This is a genomic window from Oerskovia paurometabola (assembly GCF_016907365.1).
GTDB classification, from domain to species: domain Bacteria; phylum Actinomycetota; class Actinomycetes; order Actinomycetales; family Cellulomonadaceae; genus Oerskovia; species Oerskovia paurometabola.
Genome location: NZ_JAFBBV010000001.1, coordinates 1,147,762 through 1,164,733, shown reverse-complemented (window position 1 = coordinate 1,164,733; position 16,972 = coordinate 1,147,762). Strand labels below are relative to the sequence as shown.

General features: G+C 71.8%; 12 protein-coding genes and 1 pseudogene. All 13 read right to left on the bottom strand.

Annotated elements, in window-relative coordinates; translation table 11 throughout:
- Positions 1-371: 371 nt before the first annotated feature.
- Positions 372-1,394 carry a polyprenyl synthetase family protein gene (locus JOD48_RS05230; protein ID WP_307823980.1) on the bottom strand — a complete coding sequence of 341 codons (1,023 nt, stop codon included), beginning with the start codon at positions 1,392-1,394 and terminating at the stop codon, positions 372-374.
- Positions 1,391-3,220, bottom strand: a complete 1,830-nt coding sequence (gene nuoN / locus JOD48_RS05225; RefSeq protein WP_204807892.1) for an NADH-quinone oxidoreductase subunit NuoN — start codon at positions 3,218-3,220, stop codon at positions 1,391-1,393. Before nuoN ends, JOD48_RS05230 begins: the two co-directional genes overlap by 4 nt.
- Positions 3,217-4,782: an NADH-quinone oxidoreductase subunit M gene (locus tag JOD48_RS05220; protein WP_191791742.1), complete on the bottom strand. Its 1,566-nt coding sequence runs from the start codon at positions 4,780-4,782 to the stop codon at positions 3,217-3,219. The genes nuoN and JOD48_RS05220 overlap by 4 nt, the downstream gene beginning before the upstream one ends.
- 7 nt (positions 4,783-4,789) lie before the next feature.
- Complete coding sequence (gene nuoL / locus JOD48_RS05215; protein ID WP_204807889.1) at positions 4,790-6,829, bottom strand: NADH-quinone oxidoreductase subunit L; 2,040 nt, start codon at positions 6,827-6,829, stop codon at positions 4,790-4,792.
- A 10-nt stretch (positions 6,830-6,839) separates the two neighbouring features.
- Entirely contained in the window at positions 6,840-7,139 is a 300-nt protein-coding gene (nuoK, locus tag JOD48_RS05210; RefSeq protein WP_138825647.1) for an NADH-quinone oxidoreductase subunit NuoK, read from the bottom strand.
- A 1-nt stretch (position 7,140) separates the two neighbouring features.
- Complete coding sequence (locus JOD48_RS05205; RefSeq protein WP_191791740.1) at positions 7,141-8,064, bottom strand: NADH-quinone oxidoreductase subunit J; 924 nt, start codon at positions 8,062-8,064, stop codon at positions 7,141-7,143.
- On the bottom strand, positions 8,061-8,729 hold the full coding sequence (nuoI, locus tag JOD48_RS05200; RefSeq protein WP_051703076.1) for an NADH-quinone oxidoreductase subunit NuoI: 669 nt from the start codon (positions 8,727-8,729) through the stop codon (positions 8,061-8,063). The genes JOD48_RS05205 and nuoI overlap by 4 nt, the downstream gene beginning before the upstream one ends.
- Positions 8,722-10,179 carry an NADH-quinone oxidoreductase subunit NuoH gene (gene nuoH, locus JOD48_RS05195; protein ID WP_204807886.1) on the bottom strand — a complete coding sequence of 486 codons (1,458 nt, stop codon included), beginning with the start codon at positions 10,177-10,179 and terminating at the stop codon, positions 8,722-8,724. Before nuoH ends, nuoI begins: the two co-directional genes overlap by 8 nt.
- Positions 10,176-12,911: an NADH-quinone oxidoreductase subunit G gene (locus JOD48_RS05190; protein WP_204807884.1), complete on the bottom strand. Its 2,736-nt coding sequence runs from the start codon at positions 12,909-12,911 to the stop codon at positions 10,176-10,178. Before JOD48_RS05190 ends, nuoH begins: the two co-directional genes overlap by 4 nt.
- Positions 12,911-14,104 (bottom strand): annotated as a pseudogene (nuoF, locus tag JOD48_RS05185) (NADH-quinone oxidoreductase subunit NuoF); the annotation flags it as partial. The gene JOD48_RS05190 and the pseudogene nuoF, both read right to left, overlap by 1 nt.
- Positions 14,053-14,916: an NADH-quinone oxidoreductase subunit NuoE gene (gene nuoE, locus JOD48_RS05180; RefSeq protein ID WP_204807882.1), complete on the bottom strand. Its 864-nt coding sequence runs from the start codon at positions 14,914-14,916 to the stop codon at positions 14,053-14,055. The pseudogene nuoF and the gene nuoE, both read right to left, overlap by 52 nt.
- Positions 14,913-16,262 (bottom strand): NADH-quinone oxidoreductase subunit D, encoded by a 1,350-nt coding sequence (locus JOD48_RS05175; RefSeq protein ID WP_204807879.1) that lies wholly within the window; start codon positions 16,260-16,262, stop codon positions 14,913-14,915. The genes nuoE and JOD48_RS05175 overlap by 4 nt, the downstream gene beginning before the upstream one ends.
- Positions 16,259-16,963, bottom strand: a complete 705-nt coding sequence (locus JOD48_RS05170; RefSeq protein WP_204810378.1) for an NADH-quinone oxidoreductase subunit C — start codon at positions 16,961-16,963, stop codon at positions 16,259-16,261. The genes JOD48_RS05175 and JOD48_RS05170 overlap by 4 nt, the downstream gene beginning before the upstream one ends.
- Positions 16,964-16,972 lie beyond the last annotated feature (9 nt).

Here is a 16,972-nt window from a genome sequence, read left to right as displayed (position 1 = left end):
GGTGCCACCGGTGTCCAGGGCCGTTCCTGCCAGGTGCCCCTACCCGTCGCGGGTTCGAGGATAGCGGCACGAGCGGGGTGCTCTGACATCCACTGGATGGGGAGAACTGCCCAGTTCTCAACTGGCAGTAGATTTCCCTGGGCATCTCCGCAGGCGGCAGCGCCCGACGTCGCGCTGCCGGACGTCGCGCCGGGGCCCCGGGAGGTCCGGCCCACGTCCACGAGCCGAGACGGTGCCGGACGGCCCTGCACCCCACGCGGCCACCGGCCGCCCGCCCACCGCCCGCGCACCACGACCGAGGGCGGTGCGCAGGACCCGTGGGTCGTGCGCACCGCCCCCAGGGGTTCGTGCTGCTGCGGTGGCGAGAGGTCTCAGGCCGCGCGGTCCGCCAGTGCCTGGGCGAACGCGACGAGCGCCTCCTTGACCGGTCCGGCCGGCAGGGGCTCGAGCTCGTCGATCGCCGCGCGAGCCCACCCGACGGCCAGCGCCCGGGTCTCCCCGAGGACCTCGTGGGCCCGCAGCGCGGCGACCGCGGCAGCGAGCTCCTCGTCCCCCGAGAGATCCGAGTCCAGGAGGTCGACGAGAGCGGCGTCGGCCGCGGTCCCCGTCCCTGCCGCGACGCGTGCGCGCAGCAGCAGCGCCGGCATGGTCGGCACCTTCTCCCGCAGGTCCGTGCCCGGTGTCTTGCCGGACTCGGCGCCCGAGGAAGCGAGGTCGAGCACGTCGTCGGCGAGCTGGAAGGCGACACCGAGCTTCTCGCCGTACTCGGCGACGACCTCGACGACGGCCTGGTCGCAACCGCCGAACATCGCGCCGAGCCGGGCCGAGGTCGCGAGCAGCGAAGCGGTCTTGTCCGCGAGGACGCCCAGGTAGTGCTCGACCGGGTCGTCGGACTCCGAGGGGCCCGTCGTCTCGTGGAGCTGGCCGAGGCACAGCCGCTCGAAGGTGCGCGCCTGGATGAGGACGGCCTCGGGCCCCAGCGCCGCGACCGTCGACGCCGCACGGGCGAAGAGCAGGTCTCCGATGAGGATCGCGACCGAGTTGCCCCACACGGCGTGCGCCGACGGAGCACCGCGGCGCACGGGCGCGGAGTCCATGACGTCGTCGTGGTAGAGCGAGGCCAGGTGGGTGAGCTCGACGACGACGGCCGCCTCCACCACCTCCGGCCTGGCGCCGTCGCCCAGCTCCGCGCACAGCAGCGCGAGGAGCGGGCGCAGGCGCTTGCCGCCGGCGTTGACGAGGTGGCGGGACGCGGAGTCCGCGAGCCCGTCGGAGTGCGCGACGGCGTCGCTCAGCCTCGCCTCGACGGTCGTGAGGCGTGCGGTGAGCGTCGCGGCGAGCTCCGGATCGGTCAGGGGGATCGCCGTCGTGGAGACGGGTGGCACAGTGGTCACGGTCTGAACTTAGCCGCCTCGAAGGCCAGATCGAGAACCGAGGACGGCAAAACGCCGAGAAGGATGACGCCGATCACACAGATCGTGATGGCGATCGTGGTGAATCCCTCCGACCGGACGACCGTGACACGGCTCACGAACGCGGCCACGGAGCGGGCCTGTCCGCCTGTCGCCCCTGTCGCCTCGACGACCTGCTCGCCGTCCTGGTCCGCGCGCGGTGCGGCTGCACCGGGCTCCGTGACGGCGTCCGACGCGGCCCGCGGCGAGGGCGTGAAGAACATCAGCACGATGACCCGCACGTAGAAGAAGACCGCGACGGCCGAGGCGATCACACCGATCAGGGCGAGCGGCCAGGCGCCCACCGCGACGGCCGACTGGAACGCCGTGAACTTGGCGATGAACCCCGCCGTGAGCGGGATCCCGGCCATCGACAGCAGGAAGAGCGCGAACGCGCCCGCGAGCCACGGGCTCCGCCTGCCCAGCCCGGCCCACTCCGTGAGGTGCGTGGCCTCGCCCAGGACCGCTCCGCCGTCGGGCGAGGTGGTGGACGTCCCCGCGGACCCGGCTGCCGTGGCGCCCGGCACCGCGCCGACCGTCGCGAGCTCCGCCTCGGCGGGGACCACGACGGGCTGCGGGGCGCGCTCTCGCACGAGCGTCACGACCGCGAACGCTCCCACGGTCGCCAGGCCGTACGCCAGCAGGTAGAACAGCAGCGCGCGCACGCCGAACCCGCTCAGCTCGCCGAACCCGACGAGCGCCACGACCAGGAAGCCCGCGTGCGCGATCGACGAGTACGCGAGCAGGCGCTTCATGTCGGTCTGGATGACACCGATCACGGTCCCGACGATCATCGTGAGGATCGCGACGACCCACAGCGCGACCACGAGCTTCTCCTGGAGGTCGGGCGGCAGCGCCGAGCCGACGACGTACAGCACGCGCAGGAGCGCCCCGAAGGCCGCGGCCTTGGTGCAGGCCGCCATGAAGCCTGTGACAGGCGTGGGGGCGCCCTGGTAGACGTCAGGGGTCCACGAGTGGAACGGCGCGGCCCCCACCTTGAACAGCAGCCCGGCGAGCACCATGACGAGGCCGAGCAGCACGAGGCTCGTCATGCCGTCGAGACCGCCGCCCTCCAGGAGGGCGCCACGCACGTCCGCGAGCCGCACCGAACCGGCGAAGCCGTAGACCAGCGCGACCCCGAAGATGAAGATCGCCGACGCGAAGGCCCCCAGCAGGAAGTACTTGAAGGACGCCTCCTGCGACAGGAGCCGACGGCGCCGCGCGAGCGCCGTGAGCACGTACAGCGGAAGCGAGAGCACCTCGAGCGCGACGAACATCGTCAGCAGGTCGCCCGTCGCGGGGAAGATCATCATGCCGCCGACCGCGAAGAGCACGAGCGGGAACACCTCGGTCTGCTCGAGACCGCGCCGCCGCGCGAGGTCCTCGTACGCCGAGCCCGGCACGGCCGCGGCCGTGGGAGCGAACGCGTCCTGCTTGGTCGAGGTGCGGTCGGCGATCACGAGCGTCGCCAGGAGCGCGAGGACCACGACGATCCCCTGCACGGCCAGCCCGAACGGGTCCACCACGAGCGAGCCGCCGAGCACCCTCACACCGCTCTGCTCGAGCACGTCGGGCCAGAGCAGGACGATCGACGTGAGCGCCCCGGCGAGCGCGGCGAGCGCGAGCACGACCTGCACCACCCGGCGGGCACGGTCGGGCACGAAGGCCTCGACGAGCACCCCGACGACGCCCGCACCCAGCACGACGATGACCGGGACGAGGTAGGCCCACTCGATCACGGGGGCCACGAAGGCGGCTGCGGTGGTCACGAGTCGCTCCCTTCAACGCTGAGGAGATCAGGGGTGGTGGGCGGGTTCTCGACGCCCACGGCCGTCATGGTCGCGTCCGCGGGCTCGCGCACGAGGTCGAGCGCCGGGGCCGGGTAGAAGCCGAGGACGAGCAGGGCCACGACCAGGGGTGCGACGACCCACTTCTCGCGCGCCCCGAGGTCCGGGGTTCCCAGGAGGTCCTGCGGGGCCTTGCCCGTGAAGACCTTCTGGTAGGTCAGCAGGACGTACAGGGCCGCGAGCACCACGCCCAGGACCGCCACGAGAGCTGCCGGGTGGCTGCGGGAGAACGTCCCCACGAGCACCATGATCTCCGAGACGAACGTCGAGAGACCGGGCAGGGACAGGGCAGAGAGACCCGCCACGAGGAACGTGCCCGCGAGGACCGGCGTGACCCGCTGGAGCCCGCCGTAGTCGGCCAGGCGCTGCGAGCGTGCGGGGTGCCGCGCGACCAGGAACCCGGCGAGCAGGAACAGCGCCCCCGTCGAGATCCCGTGGTTGAACATGTAGAACGAGGCACCGGAGACGCTCAGCGACGTGAACGAGAAGATCCCGAGGACGATGAAGCCGAAGTGCGACACCGAGGTGTAGGCGATGAGCCGCATGATGTCGCTCTGACCGATCGCCATGAGCGCGCCGTAGAGGATCGAGACGACCGCGAGCACCACGACCACGGGCGCCGCCCACTGGCTCGCGTTCGGGAAGAGCGGCAGGCACAGCGTCAGCATGCCGAACGTGCCCACCTTGTCCAGGACGCCCACGAGCAGCGTCGAGGTGCCCGCGGGGGCGTGCTCGGCGGCGTCGGGCAGCCAGGTGTGGACCGGGAACAGCGGCGCCTTGATCGCGAAGGCCAGGAAGAACCCCAGGAAGAGCAGCCTCTCGGTGCTCACCGCCAGCGGGTTCGCGGCGAGGTGGTCGACCAGGTTCTGCGTCAGGAAGCCCTGCTCACCGCCCGGCCCGTTGAGGTACAGGGCGATGACCGCGACGAGCATGACGAGCCCGCCCGCGAGCGAGAACAGCAGGAACTTCACGGCCGCGTAGCGCCGCTGCGCCCCGCCCCCGAACCCGCCGATCATGAAGTAGACCGGGATCAGCATGGCCTCGAACAGCACGTAGAAGAAGAACACGTCGCGGGCCACGAAGACCGCGACCATGAACGCCTCGAGCAGCAGCACGAGCCCCAGGTAGTGGCGGAGCTTCGCGAGGTCGCCGTCCTGCTCGCGCCACGCCGCCAGGATCACGAGCGGGACGAGAAGGACCGCCAGCCCGACCAGCAGGAGCGCGACCCCGTCGGCCCCCACCGCGTAGCTCACGCCGAGCTGCGGGATCCACGCGTGCGTCTCGGTGAGCTGGTACGTGCCCGCGTCGGCGGTGTCGAACGCGCTGATCGCGAGGCCCAGGAGCACGAGCTCGGCGAGGCCGAACACGACCGCCACGGTCCGCAGGTGCTTGCGCGCCGACGTGGCGCCCAGCCCCCAGACGGCGGCCGCGCCGACGAGCGGCAGGACGATCAGGAGAGTCAGCCAGGGAATCTCGGTGGTCATCGGTCCCTCAGCTCCCTGTTCCGGTGGTCACGGCGAGGACCACCGCGACGATCACGATCAGGCCGGCGAGCATCGTCGCCGCGTACGACCTGACGAATCCGTTCTGCATGCCGCGCAACTTCTCCCCTGTCGCGCCGACGAGGCCGGCAAGACCCATCCAGCCGCCGTCGACCATCTGCCGGTCCCCGTAGACGAGGGACCGCGTGAGGTACTGCCCGGGCCGCATGAACACGGCCTCGTTGACCTGGTCCTGATAGAGGTCCTTGCGGGCCGCGCGGGTCAGGACCGAACCGTGCGGCGGGACGATCGGGACACGGGACACCGCGAACTGACGCCAGGCCAGGAGCACGCCCAGCAGGACGAGGACCAGGGTCAGCGTGATGAGCGACCACACCGGCAGCACCGGTTCGGCGTGCTCGGCATGGCCCGTGACGGGCGAGAGCCAGTCGACGAACACGTCGCCCATCGCGAGCAGCCCGCCCAGTGCCACCGAGCCGACCGCGAGGACGATCATGGGCGCCGTCATGAGCGCGGGCGACTCGTGCGGGTGCTGCACGGGGCCGTCGGTCGAGAGAGGCCCCGTGGGGTTGCCCGACCCGTCGTTCCAGCGCTTGTGCCCGTGGAAGGTCATGAAGAACAGGCGCGACATGTAGAACGCCGTGATGCCCGCTCCCAGCAGCGCGACGCCGCCGAAGACCCACGCGCGCCACTCCTGGCCGTCGATCGGCACGAACGCCGCCTCGATGATCTTGTCCTTGGACCAGAACCCGGAGAACGGCGGGATCCCGAGGATCGCGAGCCAGCCCAGGCCGAACGTGACCCAGGTGACCTTCATGTACCTCGACAGTGCGCCGAAGCGGCGCATGTCGACCCCGTCGTCCATGCCGTGCATGACCGAGCCCGCCCCGAGGAACATGCCTGCCTTGAAGAAGCCGTGCGTCACGAGGTGGAAGATCGCGAACGCGTACCCGATCGGTCCCAGCCCGGCCGCGAGCATCATGTAGCCGATCTGCGACATCGTCGAGGCCGCCAGGACCTTCTTGATGTCGTCCTTGGCGCAGCCGACGATCGCCCCGAACAGGAGCGTGACCGCGCCGACGAGGACCACGACGAGCTGCGCCGTCGGGGCTCCGTCGAAGATCGGCGCCGAGCGCACGACCAGGTAGACGCCCGCGGTGACCATGGTGGCCGCGTGGATGAGCGCCGAGACGGGCGTGGGGCCCGCCATGGCGTCACCGAGCCACGCCTGGAGCGGGAACTGCGCCGACTTGCCGCACGCGGCGACCAGGAGCGCGAGGGCGATCGCGGTCAGCAGCGCCGTGCCCGCCCCCGGGGCGTCGGCGAAGACCGTCGCGAAGTCCACCGCGCCGAAGCCCGCGAACATGAGCATGAGCGCGACGATCAGGCCGAGGTCGCCCACGCGGTTCATGATGAACGCCTTCTTGGCGGCCACCGCGTTGGCCCGCTCGTGGTTCCAGAACCCGATCAGCAGGTACGAGGCCAGGCCCACGCCCTCCCAGCCGACGAACAGCACGAGGTAGGAGTCCGCGAGGACCAGGACCAGCATGGCCGCGACGAACAGGTTGAGGTACGCGAAGAACCGGCGCTTGTCCTTGTCGTGCTCCATGTACGCGACCGCGTAGACGTGGATGAGCGTGCCGACGAACGTCACGAGCAGCACGAACGTCATGGACAGCGGGTCGAGCCGCAGGCCCACGCCCACGTCGAGCCCGCCTGCAGCGATCCAGTCGAAGAGCCGGTGGTCGACCACCCGCTCGTCGGCGGGCAGGCCCAGCATCGAGAAGAACACCACCAGCGCGACGATGAACGCGCCGCCCGACATGAGCACCCCGAACCACGCGCCCCACCGGTCGCTGCGCCGTCCCGCGAGCAGCAGGACCGCGGCCCCCAGGAGCGGCAGCAGGATCAGCAGCGGGGCCAGCAGGAACGGCCCGGGCACGACGGTCGAGGCCGGGACGATCTCCTGGGTCGGCAGCGCGGCCGGCACGACGTGCGCGAGGGCTGGAAGCAGAGTCACCGTTGGCATGCCTGCCCTCTCAGTTCTTCAGCAGGTTGACGTCGTCGACCGAGGCCGAGCGGCGGGTACGGAAGATGGCCACGATGATCGCGAGCCCCACGACGACCTCGGCCGCGGCCACCACCATCACGAAGAAGGCGATGACCTGACCGTGGAGGTCACCGTGCATGCGGGCGAACGTCACGAACGTCAGGTTGGTGGCGTTGAGCATGAGCTCGATGCCCATGAAGACGATGATCGCGTTGCGTCGCAGCAGCACGGTCGTCGCGCCGATCGCGAAGAGGATCGCGGCGAGCACCAGGTAGTTGGTCAGCTCCATGTCAGCTCTCCTTCCCGTGCTCGGTGGTCGGCCCGGACGTGGTGTCGGTCGGGAAGGCCCCCGGCTCGGCCGCAGGCACCGGCGCCTCGCCCGACAGGTCCGCGGCGGCCTCCTCGTCGGTGGCGGCCGTGAGCTCGGGGAAGCGCCGGGCCGTCAGCTCGGGCTCGTGCTCGGCGAGCACGGCCCGCTCCTTGGCGAGGATCCGTCCCGCGGAGCGCTCCTGCCCGCGGATGCGCAGGATGCGCGAGACCGAGTGCTCGATGGGGCGACCCTGCGGGTCGAGCGCGGGGGTGTCCATCGCGTTGTTCTGCGCGTAGACGCCCGGCGCCGGCAGCGGGGTCAGGAGCCCGCCCTCGGCGAGCGCGGCGACCTTGGCGTCGGAGATCTGCCGCTGCCCGACGCGCGGCACGAGCCGGCGCCGGTGCGTCAGGACGAGGGCCGCGATCGCCGCGGTCACGAGCAGGATGCCGACGACCTCGAGCGCGAACACGTAGTCGGCGAACAGGATGCGGGCGAGCGCGACGGGGTTGGACTCGGCGTTGGCCGCCGTGAGCCCGACCGAGGGCGGGAACGTCGCCTGTGCGACGACCCCGACCAGCACCGAGCCGAGCCCCAGCCCGAGCAGCACCCCGATGAGGCGCTGGCCGCGGATGGTCTCGACGAGCGAGTCCGACGCGTCGACGCCCACGAGCATGAGCACGAACAGGAAGAGCATCATGACGGCGCCCGTGTAGACCACGATCTGCACGACGCCCAGGAACGCCGCCTCCTGCGCGATGTAGAGGATCGCGAGGCTGATCATGACGAACACGACGCAGATCGCGGCGTGCACGGCCTTGCGGGCGAACAGCAGGCCGAGCGCGGCCAGCACCATGAGCGGGGCGAGGACCCAGAACAGGACGACCTCTCCCCCGCTGACGGTCACCGGACCACCTTCCGGACCTCGGGGCGCCGTGCGGCGGCGGGGTCCTCGACGGGCGGCAAGGTCGGGTCGTCGGGCCTGTGCTCGCGCACCCAGTCGATCTGCTCGGGCACGGGCCCGGTCACCTCTCCCCGGTAGTAGTCGGTGTCGGTCGTCCCGGGCACCATGGGGTGCGGGGCGGCGAGCATGCCCTCGCGCAGCGGCGCGAGCAGGTCTTCCTTCTCCCAGATCAGCCCTTCACGGGTCGGTCCGGTGAGCTCGTACTCGTTGGTCATCGTCAGGGCCCGCGTGGGGCACGCCTCGATGCACAGCCCGCAGAAGATGCAGCGCAGGTAGTTGATCTGGTAGACGCTGCCGTAGCGCTCGCCGGGCGAGCGGTGCGCCCCGTCGGGCAGCGCGGAGTTGTCCGCTCCCTCGACGTAGATCGCGTCCGCGGGGCAGGCCCAGGCGCACAGCTCGCACCCGATGCACTTCTCGAGGCCGTCCTCGTACCGGTTGAGCTGGTGGCGACCGTGGTAGCGGGGCTTGGTCGGCACCTTCTCGAACGGGTACTGCTCGGTCACGGTCGGCTTGAACATCGAGGAGAACGTGACCCCGAATCCGGCGACGGGCGCGAGCAGCCCGCCGAGCCCCTTCCTCTGGGGGATCAACGACTCGTAGTCAGCCACGGGGGACCTCCTCGTCCTGGGCGTCGGGAGCTGCGGGGCCCCCGCCGGATGGCGGGCTGCCCTCGGGGACCAGGCGCCGGGCTCGGCGCGAGGCGCTGGGCAGGGACTGGCCGGGCAGCGGCGGGACGGGGAAGCCGCCCGCGAAGGCGTCGAAGGGCTCGGGCGAGGCGGTGGCCGCCTTGCGGTAGGGCGAGGTGCCCGACGGCGTCGCTCCCCCGGCGTCTCCGGCTCCCCCTCCGGGTTCCTTGCGGGCGGGCCACAGGAAGATCGCGAGCAGCGCGACGGCGAACAGCGCACCGGCAGCGACGAGGATCGTGCGGTTGTCGACGTCGCCGAAGCGGATCATGCCCTGGACGACCGCGAGCACGACGATCCAGGCGAGCGCGGCCGGGATGAGGATCTTCCAGCCGAACTTCATGAACTGGTCGTACCGCAGGCGCAGGAGCGTCCCGCGGACCCACACGAACACGAACATGAAGGCCCAGACCTTGACGAGGAACCAGAGGATGGGCCACCAGCCCTCGTTGAACATGCCGTCGTTGATCGCGGACAGCGGCCAGGGGGCGCGCCACCCGCCCAGGAAGAGCGTGGTCGCCACGGCCGAGACGTTGATCATGTTGATGTACTCGGCGAGGAAGAACCAGGCGAACTTCATGGACGAGTACTCGGTCATGTAGCCCGAGACGAGCTCGCCCTCGGCCTCCGGGAGGTCGAACGGCAGGCGGTTCGTCTCGCCGATCATCGCGATGATGTAGATGACGAAGCTCGGGATGAGGATGAGGGCCCACCAGACGCGCGTCTGGGAGTCGACGATCTCCGAGGTCGACATCGAGCCGGCCATGATGAACACGCTCACCAGGGCCAGGCCCATCGCGAGCTCGTAGCTGATGACCTGGGCCGTCGAGCGGACCGCGCCGAGCAGCGGGTAGGTGGAGCCCGAGGACCAGCCGCCGAGCACGATCCCGTACACGCCCACCGAGGCGCACGCCAGGATGTAGAGCACCGCGACGGGGAAGTCGGTGAGCTGTGCGGGCGTCGAGTAGTCCGTGAACGGGATCGTGACGTTCGGCCCGAAGGGGATGACCGCGAACGTCAGCAACGAGCAGAACACCGCGATCATGGGCGCCAGGATGTACACGAACTTGTCCGCCGCGGAGACCGTGAGGTCCTCCTTGAGCAGCAGCTTCATGGCGTCCGCGAGCGACTGGAGCAGCCCGAAGGGCCCGTGCACGTTGGGTCCGGGACGGACCTGCATGCGGGCCACGACCTTGCGCTCGAACCAGATGGCGATGAGCACGCTCGTGAGCAGGAACACGATGATGAGGACGGCCTTGACCAGGTAGGTCCAGCCGTTGTCCTGCGAGAAGTCGGCCGCGATCCCCGGTACTCCCGGAGTCTCCGTGACCAGGGCCGCCTCGGAGGCCAGGGCCAGGTTCAGCAGACCGGTCATGATGCTCCCCCGTCGGTGGGCTGGGTGGACCGTGCGGTCACGGTGGACCGCGCGGCGGGCTCGATCCGCACGAGCGTCCCCGGCGCGACGCCGAGGTCGCGGTGGACCTGCGACCCCTGCGAGCCGAGCGGGAGCCACACGACGTGCTCGACCATGTCGGTCACCACGACGGGCAGCTCGATCGACCCGCGGTCGGTCGAGACCCGCACGACGTCGCCCTCGAAGAGGTCGGCCGCAGCGGCGGTCGTCGCGGACAGGCGGGCGACGGGGCGCTTGGCGGTGCCGGCGAGGAACCGCTCGCCGTCCTGGCCGCGGCCTGCGTCGAGGAGCAGCCGCCACCCGGCGAGCACCGCGGTGCCCGGCGCGACTGCGGGCGGCTCGGCGGCCGCGGCGGCGGGTGCCGCCGAGCGTTCGCCGTCCCAGGTGCCGAGCTGGTCGATCTCGGACCGGACCTCGTCGAGCGTCCGGGTCCCGAGCGTGACTCCCGCGGCGTCGGCGAGCGCGTCCAGGACGCGGTGGTCGGGCATCGCGGTCGTGGCGAGCGCCGCGGGGAAGGTCCGCACGCGGCCCTCCCAGCTCACGAACGCCCCGGCCTTCTCGACCGGCGGGGCCACGGGCAGGACCACGTCCGCGAGCGCCGTGACGTCCGAGGCACGGACCTCGAGGGACACGACGAAGCCTGCGGCGCCCAGCGCGCGACGCGCGTGGTCGGGGTCGGGCAGGTCGTCGGTGTGCAGGCCGCCGACGAGCACCCCGCCGAGCTGCCCCACGGACAGCGCGTCGAGGATCTCCCCCGTGTCGCGTCCGGTCGCCTCCGGGAGGTGCTCGACGCCCCAGGTGACGGCCACGTCGACGCGTGCTGCGGCGTCGGGCACGGGGCGTCCGCCCGGGAGGAGGCCCGGCAGCGTGCCTGCCTCGACCGCGCCGCGCTCCCCCGCCCGGCGCGGGACCCACGCGAGCCGTGCTCCCGTGCTCTCGACCAGGCGCAGCAGCGCCGAGTACCCGCCCGGGACGCCGGCGAGACGCTCGCCCACGAGGACCACGGCTCCGGGCCGTGCGAGCGCTTCGCGCAGAGCCGAGACCTCGGTGGGCTCGTCGACCGACTCGGGCGCGTCGGGGCCCACGGCGCCCTCGTGGCCGAACAGGGTCTGCGTGCCCGAGGCGAGCGCGTCGAGCCACTCGGGCTCGGTGCCGGGCGCTGCCCGCAGGAGCGTGCCGTCGAGGCGCTGCACGCCCCGGCTCGCGAAGGGGGCGATCGAGAAGACCCGCAGGCCACGCTTCTGCACGCCCTTGCGCAGGCGCAGGAACGTGACGCCCGCCTCCTCCTCCGCCTCGAGGGCCACGAGGAGCACGGCGGGAGCCTTCTCGAGCTCGTCGAACGTCACGCCCAGCCCCGTGCCCGCGACGCGGTGGGCCAGGAAGTCGGCCTCCTCGGCCGAGTGCACGCGGGCGCGGTGGTCGACGTCGTTGGTGCCCAGGACCACGCGGGCGAACTTGCCGTACGCGTAGGCGTCCTCGACGGTCAGGCGACCGCCGGGGAGGACCCCGACGCCGCCCGCCGCGCGGGCCCGAGACAGTCCGTCGGCCGCGACCTCGAGGGCCTCGGCCCAGCTCGCGGGGCGCAGCTCGCCGCGCGTGACACGGCCCTCGGTGTCGACCTCGCGGTCGCGCACGAGCGGGTGGGTCAGGCGGTCCGGTGCGTCCTGCCAGTGGAACGCGAAGCGGTCCTTGTCGGTGATCCACTCCTCGTTGACCAGCGGGTCCTCGCCCGCCAGGCGCCGCAGCACGACGCCGCGGCGGTGGTCGACGCGGATCGCGGACCCGCACGCGTCGTGCTCGCCGACGCCCGGGGTGGAGACCAGGTCGAAGGGCCGCGAGCGGAAACGGTACGCCGCGCCCGTGAGGGCCCCGACCGGGCAGATCTGCACGGTGTTGCCGCTGAAGTAGGACGCGAACGGGCGACCGGACTCGTCCTCGAGGGCCGCCCCGACGGGGGCCTCGAACCCGGCCTGCGCGCCGTAGGGCATCGCCGCCGCGGGAGTGCTCGGCTCCGCGTCACCGTCCGCGAACCCCAGGACGCGCGCGTCGTACCGGCCGATCTGCTGCTGCGCGCCGCGCTTCTGCAGGTCGATGAACGCGTCGCCCGCGATCTCTGCGGAGAACCGGGTGCAGCGCTGGCACAGGACGCAGCGCTCGCGGTCGAGCAGGATCTCGGTCGAGATCGCGATGGGCTTGGGGAACGTGCGCTTGACGTCGACGAAGCGGCTCGTCGCGCGCCCGTTGCTCATGGCCTGGTTCTGCAGGGGGCACTCGCCGCCCTTGTCGCACACCGGGCAGTCGAGCGGGTGGTTGATGAGCAGGAGCTCCATGACGCCGTGCTGCGCCTTGTCGGCGACAGCGGAGGTGTGCTGGGTCTTGACGACCATGCCCGGCGTGGCCTCGAGCGTGCACGAGGCCTGCGGCTTGGGCATGGGGCGGACGTTGCCCTCGCGGTCGGGGGTGGCGACCTCGACGAGGCACTGGCGGCACGCGCCCGCGGGGGCGAGCAGCGGGTGGTCGCAGAACCGCGGGATCTGGATGCCGACCTGCTCGGCGGCACGGATGACCAGGGTGCCCTTGGGCACGGCCATCTCGATGCCGTCGATCGTGAACGACACGTCGTCGGGGCGGGCGGGGGGCTTCGCGCCTCCCGCCGCGACCGCGCTCGACGGGCCGGGCGTCGTGGTCGTCATCAGTGCGCTCCTGCCGTCAGGGCCTGCGGGGCACGCCGGGGCGTGTAGTCGAACAGCGCGGCGGCCGAGGGGTCGAACGGGCAGCCGCGCCCGGTGATGTGCGCCTCGTACTCCTCGCGGAACAGCGCGATGCTGCTCGTGACGGGCGAGGTGGCACCGTCGCCGAGCGCGCAGAACGCGCGGCCGAGGATGTTGTCGCACGTGTCGAGCAGGACGTCGAGGTCTCCCTCGGTGCCCGTGCCGGTCTCGATGCGGCGCAGGATCTGCTTGAGCCAGTACGTGCCCTCGCGGCACGGGGTGCACTTGCCGCACGACTCGTGCGCGTAGAAGTCCATCCACCGGCTCACGGCCCGCACCACGCACGTGGTCTCGTCGAAGATCTGCAGCGCGCGCGTGCCGAGCATCGAGCCCGCCGCCGCGACCGACTCGTAGTCGAGCGGGGTGTCGAGGTGCGCGTCGGTGAACAGGGGCGTCGAGGACCCGCCCGGCGTCCAGAACTTCAGGCGGTTGCCGCCGCGGACCCCGCCGGCCATGTCGAGGAGCTCGCGCAGCGTGATGCCGAGCGGCGCCTCGTACTGTCCCGGACGGACCACGTGCCCCGAGAGCGAGAACAGCCCGTGCCCTGCCGAGCGCTCGGTGCCCATGGACTTGAACCAGTCGGCGCCCTCGTTGACGATCGCCGGGACGCTCGCGACCGACTCGACGTTGTTGACCACGGTGGGCCGCGCGTACAGGCCCGCGACCGCGGGGAACGGGGGCTTGAGTCGCGGCTGGCCGCGCAGGCCCTCGAGCGAGTCGAGCAGCGCGGTCTCCTCGCCGCAGATGTACGCCCCCGCGCCCGCGTGGACCGTGACGTCGAGGTCGAAGCCCGAGCCCTGGATGTCCTTGCCCAGGTACCCGGCCGCGTAGGCCTCCTCGACGGCCCGCAGCAGGCGGCGGTACACGTGCAGGACCTCGCCGCGCACGTAGATGAACGCGTGGTCGCACCCGATCGCGTACGACGTGATGGCCACGCCCTCGATCAGGAGCTGGGGGCTCGCGAGCATGAGCGGGATGTCCTTGCAGGTCCCCGGCTCGGACTCGTCGGCGTTGACGACGAGGTAGCGGGGGCCGCCGTCGGGCGCGGGCAGGAAGCCCCACTTCATGCCCGTGGGGAACCCGGCGCCGCCTCGGCCGCGCAGGCCCGAGTCCTTGGCTTCTCGCCCGTGGCGTCGGCGGGCGTGGTGGGCGTGCGCTCGGCGCTGGACTGCTCACGCCCGACGGCGGAGGCGCCCGCCGCGGCCGCCGCACCCGTGTCCGTGGCCGGCTCGTCGACCTGTTCCGGAGCTGCCCCGCCCGGTGCGGTCCAGTCGTGCTCGCGCGCGAGCCGTAGCCCGGCGAGCGTGGGGCCGCCGGCCCCGACGCCCTCGTCCGCGCGGCCGTCCGAGAACCCGGCGAGCACGCGGCTCATCTGCTTGAACGTGCAGACCGAGGCCGCGCCGCGCGTGGGGGCGACGTCCTCTCCAGCCCGGAGGCGGTCGGCGAGCTGCGTGGCACCCGCGGGGGTCTGGTTGTCGAAGAACTCCCAGTTGACCATCACGACGGGCGCGTAGTCGCACGCCGCGTTGCACTCGACGCGCTCGAGGGTGATCGCGCCGTCGTCCGTCGTCTCGTCGTGCCCGACGCCCAGGTGCTCCGAGAGCTCGTCGAAGATCTCGTCGCCGCCCATGATCGCGCACAGCGTGTTGGTGCACACGCCGACGGTGTAGGTGCCGTTGGGGTGGCGCTTGTACTGCGTGTAGAAGGTCGCGACGGCCGACACCTCGGCGGCCGTGATGCCGAGCTGCTCGGCGCAGAACGCGATGCCGTCGCGCGAGACGTAGCCGTCCTCCGACTGCACCAGGTGCAGCATGGGCAGCAGCGCGGACCTCTTCTCCGGGTACCGGGCGATGATCGCCGCGGTGTCCGTGGCGAGGCGCGCGTACGTCGCCTCGTCGTATCCGGACCTCCTGGCCTCGAGCGTCATCGGTCCACCCCTCCCAGCACCGGGTCGAGCGAGGCGACCGCGACGACGACGTCGGCGACCTGGCCGCCCTCGCACATCACGGCGACCGCCTGCAGGTTGTTGAACGAAGGATCACGGAAGTGGGCCCGGTAGGGGCGCGTGCCGCCGTCGGACACCAGGTGCACGCCGAGCTCGCCACGAGGGTGCTCGACCGACTGGAACACCTGCCCGACCGGGACCCGGAAGCCCTCGGTGACCAGCTTGAAGTGGTGGATCAGGGCCTCCATCGAGGTGCCCATGATCTCGCGGATGTGGTCGAGCGAGTTGCCCTGACCGTCCGCGCCGACCGCGAGCTGAGCGGGCCACGCGATCTTCTTGTCGGCGACCATGACGGGCTGGCCCGCCGTGGCCTCGAGGCGTTCGAGGCACTGCTCGACGATCCGCAACGACTGGTAGCACTCCTCGAGGCGCAGCACGACGCGCGAGTAGCAGTCGGCCTCGTCCGAGGTGGGGACGTCGAAGTCGTACGTCTCGTAGCCGCAGTACGGGGCGGCCTTGCGCACGTCGTACGGCAGGCCGGTCGAGCGCAGCACCGGGCCCGTGATCGCGAGCGCCATGCAGCCCGAGAGGTTGAGGTGCCCGACGCCCTGGAGGCGTCCCTTGAAGATGGGGTTGGCCAGCATGAGGTCGCCGAGCTGGCCGAGGTAGCCGCGGATCAGCGGGTCGGCCTTGCGGATCTGGGCGACGACGTCCGGCGGGACGTCCTGCGCCACGCCGCCGGGGCGCACGTACGCGTGGTTCATGCGCAGGCCCGTGACGGCCTCGAAGACGCGCAGGATCTCCTCGCGCGCCGTGAAGGAGATGGTCATGACGGTCGTCGCGCCCATCTCGTTGCCGCCCGTGCCCAGGCAGACGAGGTGCGACGCGATCCGGTTGAGCTCCATCATGAGGACGCGGATGATGCTCGCGCGCTCGGGCACGTCGTCCGTGATCCCGAGGAGCTTCTCGACCGCGAGGCAGTACGCGGTCTCCTGGAAGAGGGGGGCGAGGTAGTCCATGCGGGTGCAGAACGTGACCCCCTGGGTCCACGTCCGGTACTCCATGTTCTTCTCGATGCCCGTGTGCAGGTAGCCGACGCCGCAGCGGGCCTCGGTCACCGTCTCGCCGTCGATCTCGAGCATGAGCCGCAGCACGCCGTGCGTGGACGGGTGCTGGGGGCCCATGTTGACGACGATGCGCTCCTCGCCCAGCTGGGTGGCCTCTGCGGCGATGTCCGCCCAGTCGCCGCCCGAGGCCTCGAAGCTGGGGATGCTCGGGTCGAAGTCCCCGTACGGCGCCTTCGTGGCGTGGGGGGTGGTGGTGCTCACGAGTACGACCTCCTCTGGTCCGGCGGGGGCACCGTGGCGCCCTTGTACTCGACCGGGATGCCGCCGAGCGGATAGTCCTTGCGCTGCGGGTGGCCCGGCCAGTCGTCGGGCATCTCGATGCGGGCGAGGGCCGGGTGGCCGTCGAACACGATCCCGAAGAAGTCCCACGTCTCGCGCTCGTGCCAGTCGTTGGACGGGTAGACCGACGTGCTCGACGGGATGTGCGGGTCCGCGTCGGGGACGGAGACCTCGAGGCGCAGGCTGCGCCCGTGGGTCACCGACGTCAGGTGGTAGACGGCGTGCAGCTCACGGCCCACGTCGTGCGGGTAGTGCACGCCGCTCACGCCCATGCTCAGCTCGAAGCGCAGGTCCTGCTCGTCGCGCAGCGCGCGGGCGACCGTCACGACGTGGTCGCGGCGCACGTGCAGCGTGAGCTCGGCGTGGCGCCCCGGGGGGTCCACCACGACCTGCTCGACCGCGTCCTCGAAGCGCACGCCGCCCTCGGCGAGGACCTCGGCCAGGACGTCGACGGCCTCGTCGAACCAGCCGCCGTACGGGCGAGCGCTCGGCCCCGGCAGCACCACGGGCCGCACGAGCCCGCCGTACCCCGAGGTGTCGCCCGAGCCCTTGGCCCCGAACATGCCCGTGCGGACCTCGACGACCTCGAGCGGCTCGCGGCCGCCCGTCTCCGGCCCGGTCACGAGCTCGTC

What these genes read in the sequence shown, in the direction of transcription:
- nuoL (WP_204807889.1), bottom strand. Translation starts at nt 6,829, where the DNA reads ATGCCAACGGTGACTCTGCTTCCAGCCCTCGCGCACGTCGTGCCGGCC.
- JOD48_RS05190 (WP_204807884.1), bottom strand. Translation starts at nt 12,911, where the DNA reads ATGACGACCACGACGCCCGGCCCGTCGAGCGCGGTCGCGGCGGGAGGC.
- nuoK (WP_138825647.1), bottom strand. Translation starts at nt 7,139, where the DNA reads ATGGAGCTGACCAACTACCTGGTGCTCGCCGCGATCCTCTTCGCGATC.
- nuoH (WP_204807886.1), bottom strand. Translation starts at nt 10,179, where the DNA reads ATGACCGGTCTGCTGAACCTGGCCCTGGCCTCCGAGGCGGCCCTGGTC.
- JOD48_RS05220 (WP_191791742.1), bottom strand. Translation starts at nt 4,782, where the DNA reads ATGACCACCGAGATTCCCTGGCTGACTCTCCTGATCGTCCTGCCGCTC.
- nuoE (WP_204807882.1), bottom strand. Translation starts at nt 14,916, where the DNA reads ATGACGCTCGAGGCCAGGAGGTCCGGATACGACGAGGCGACGTACGCG.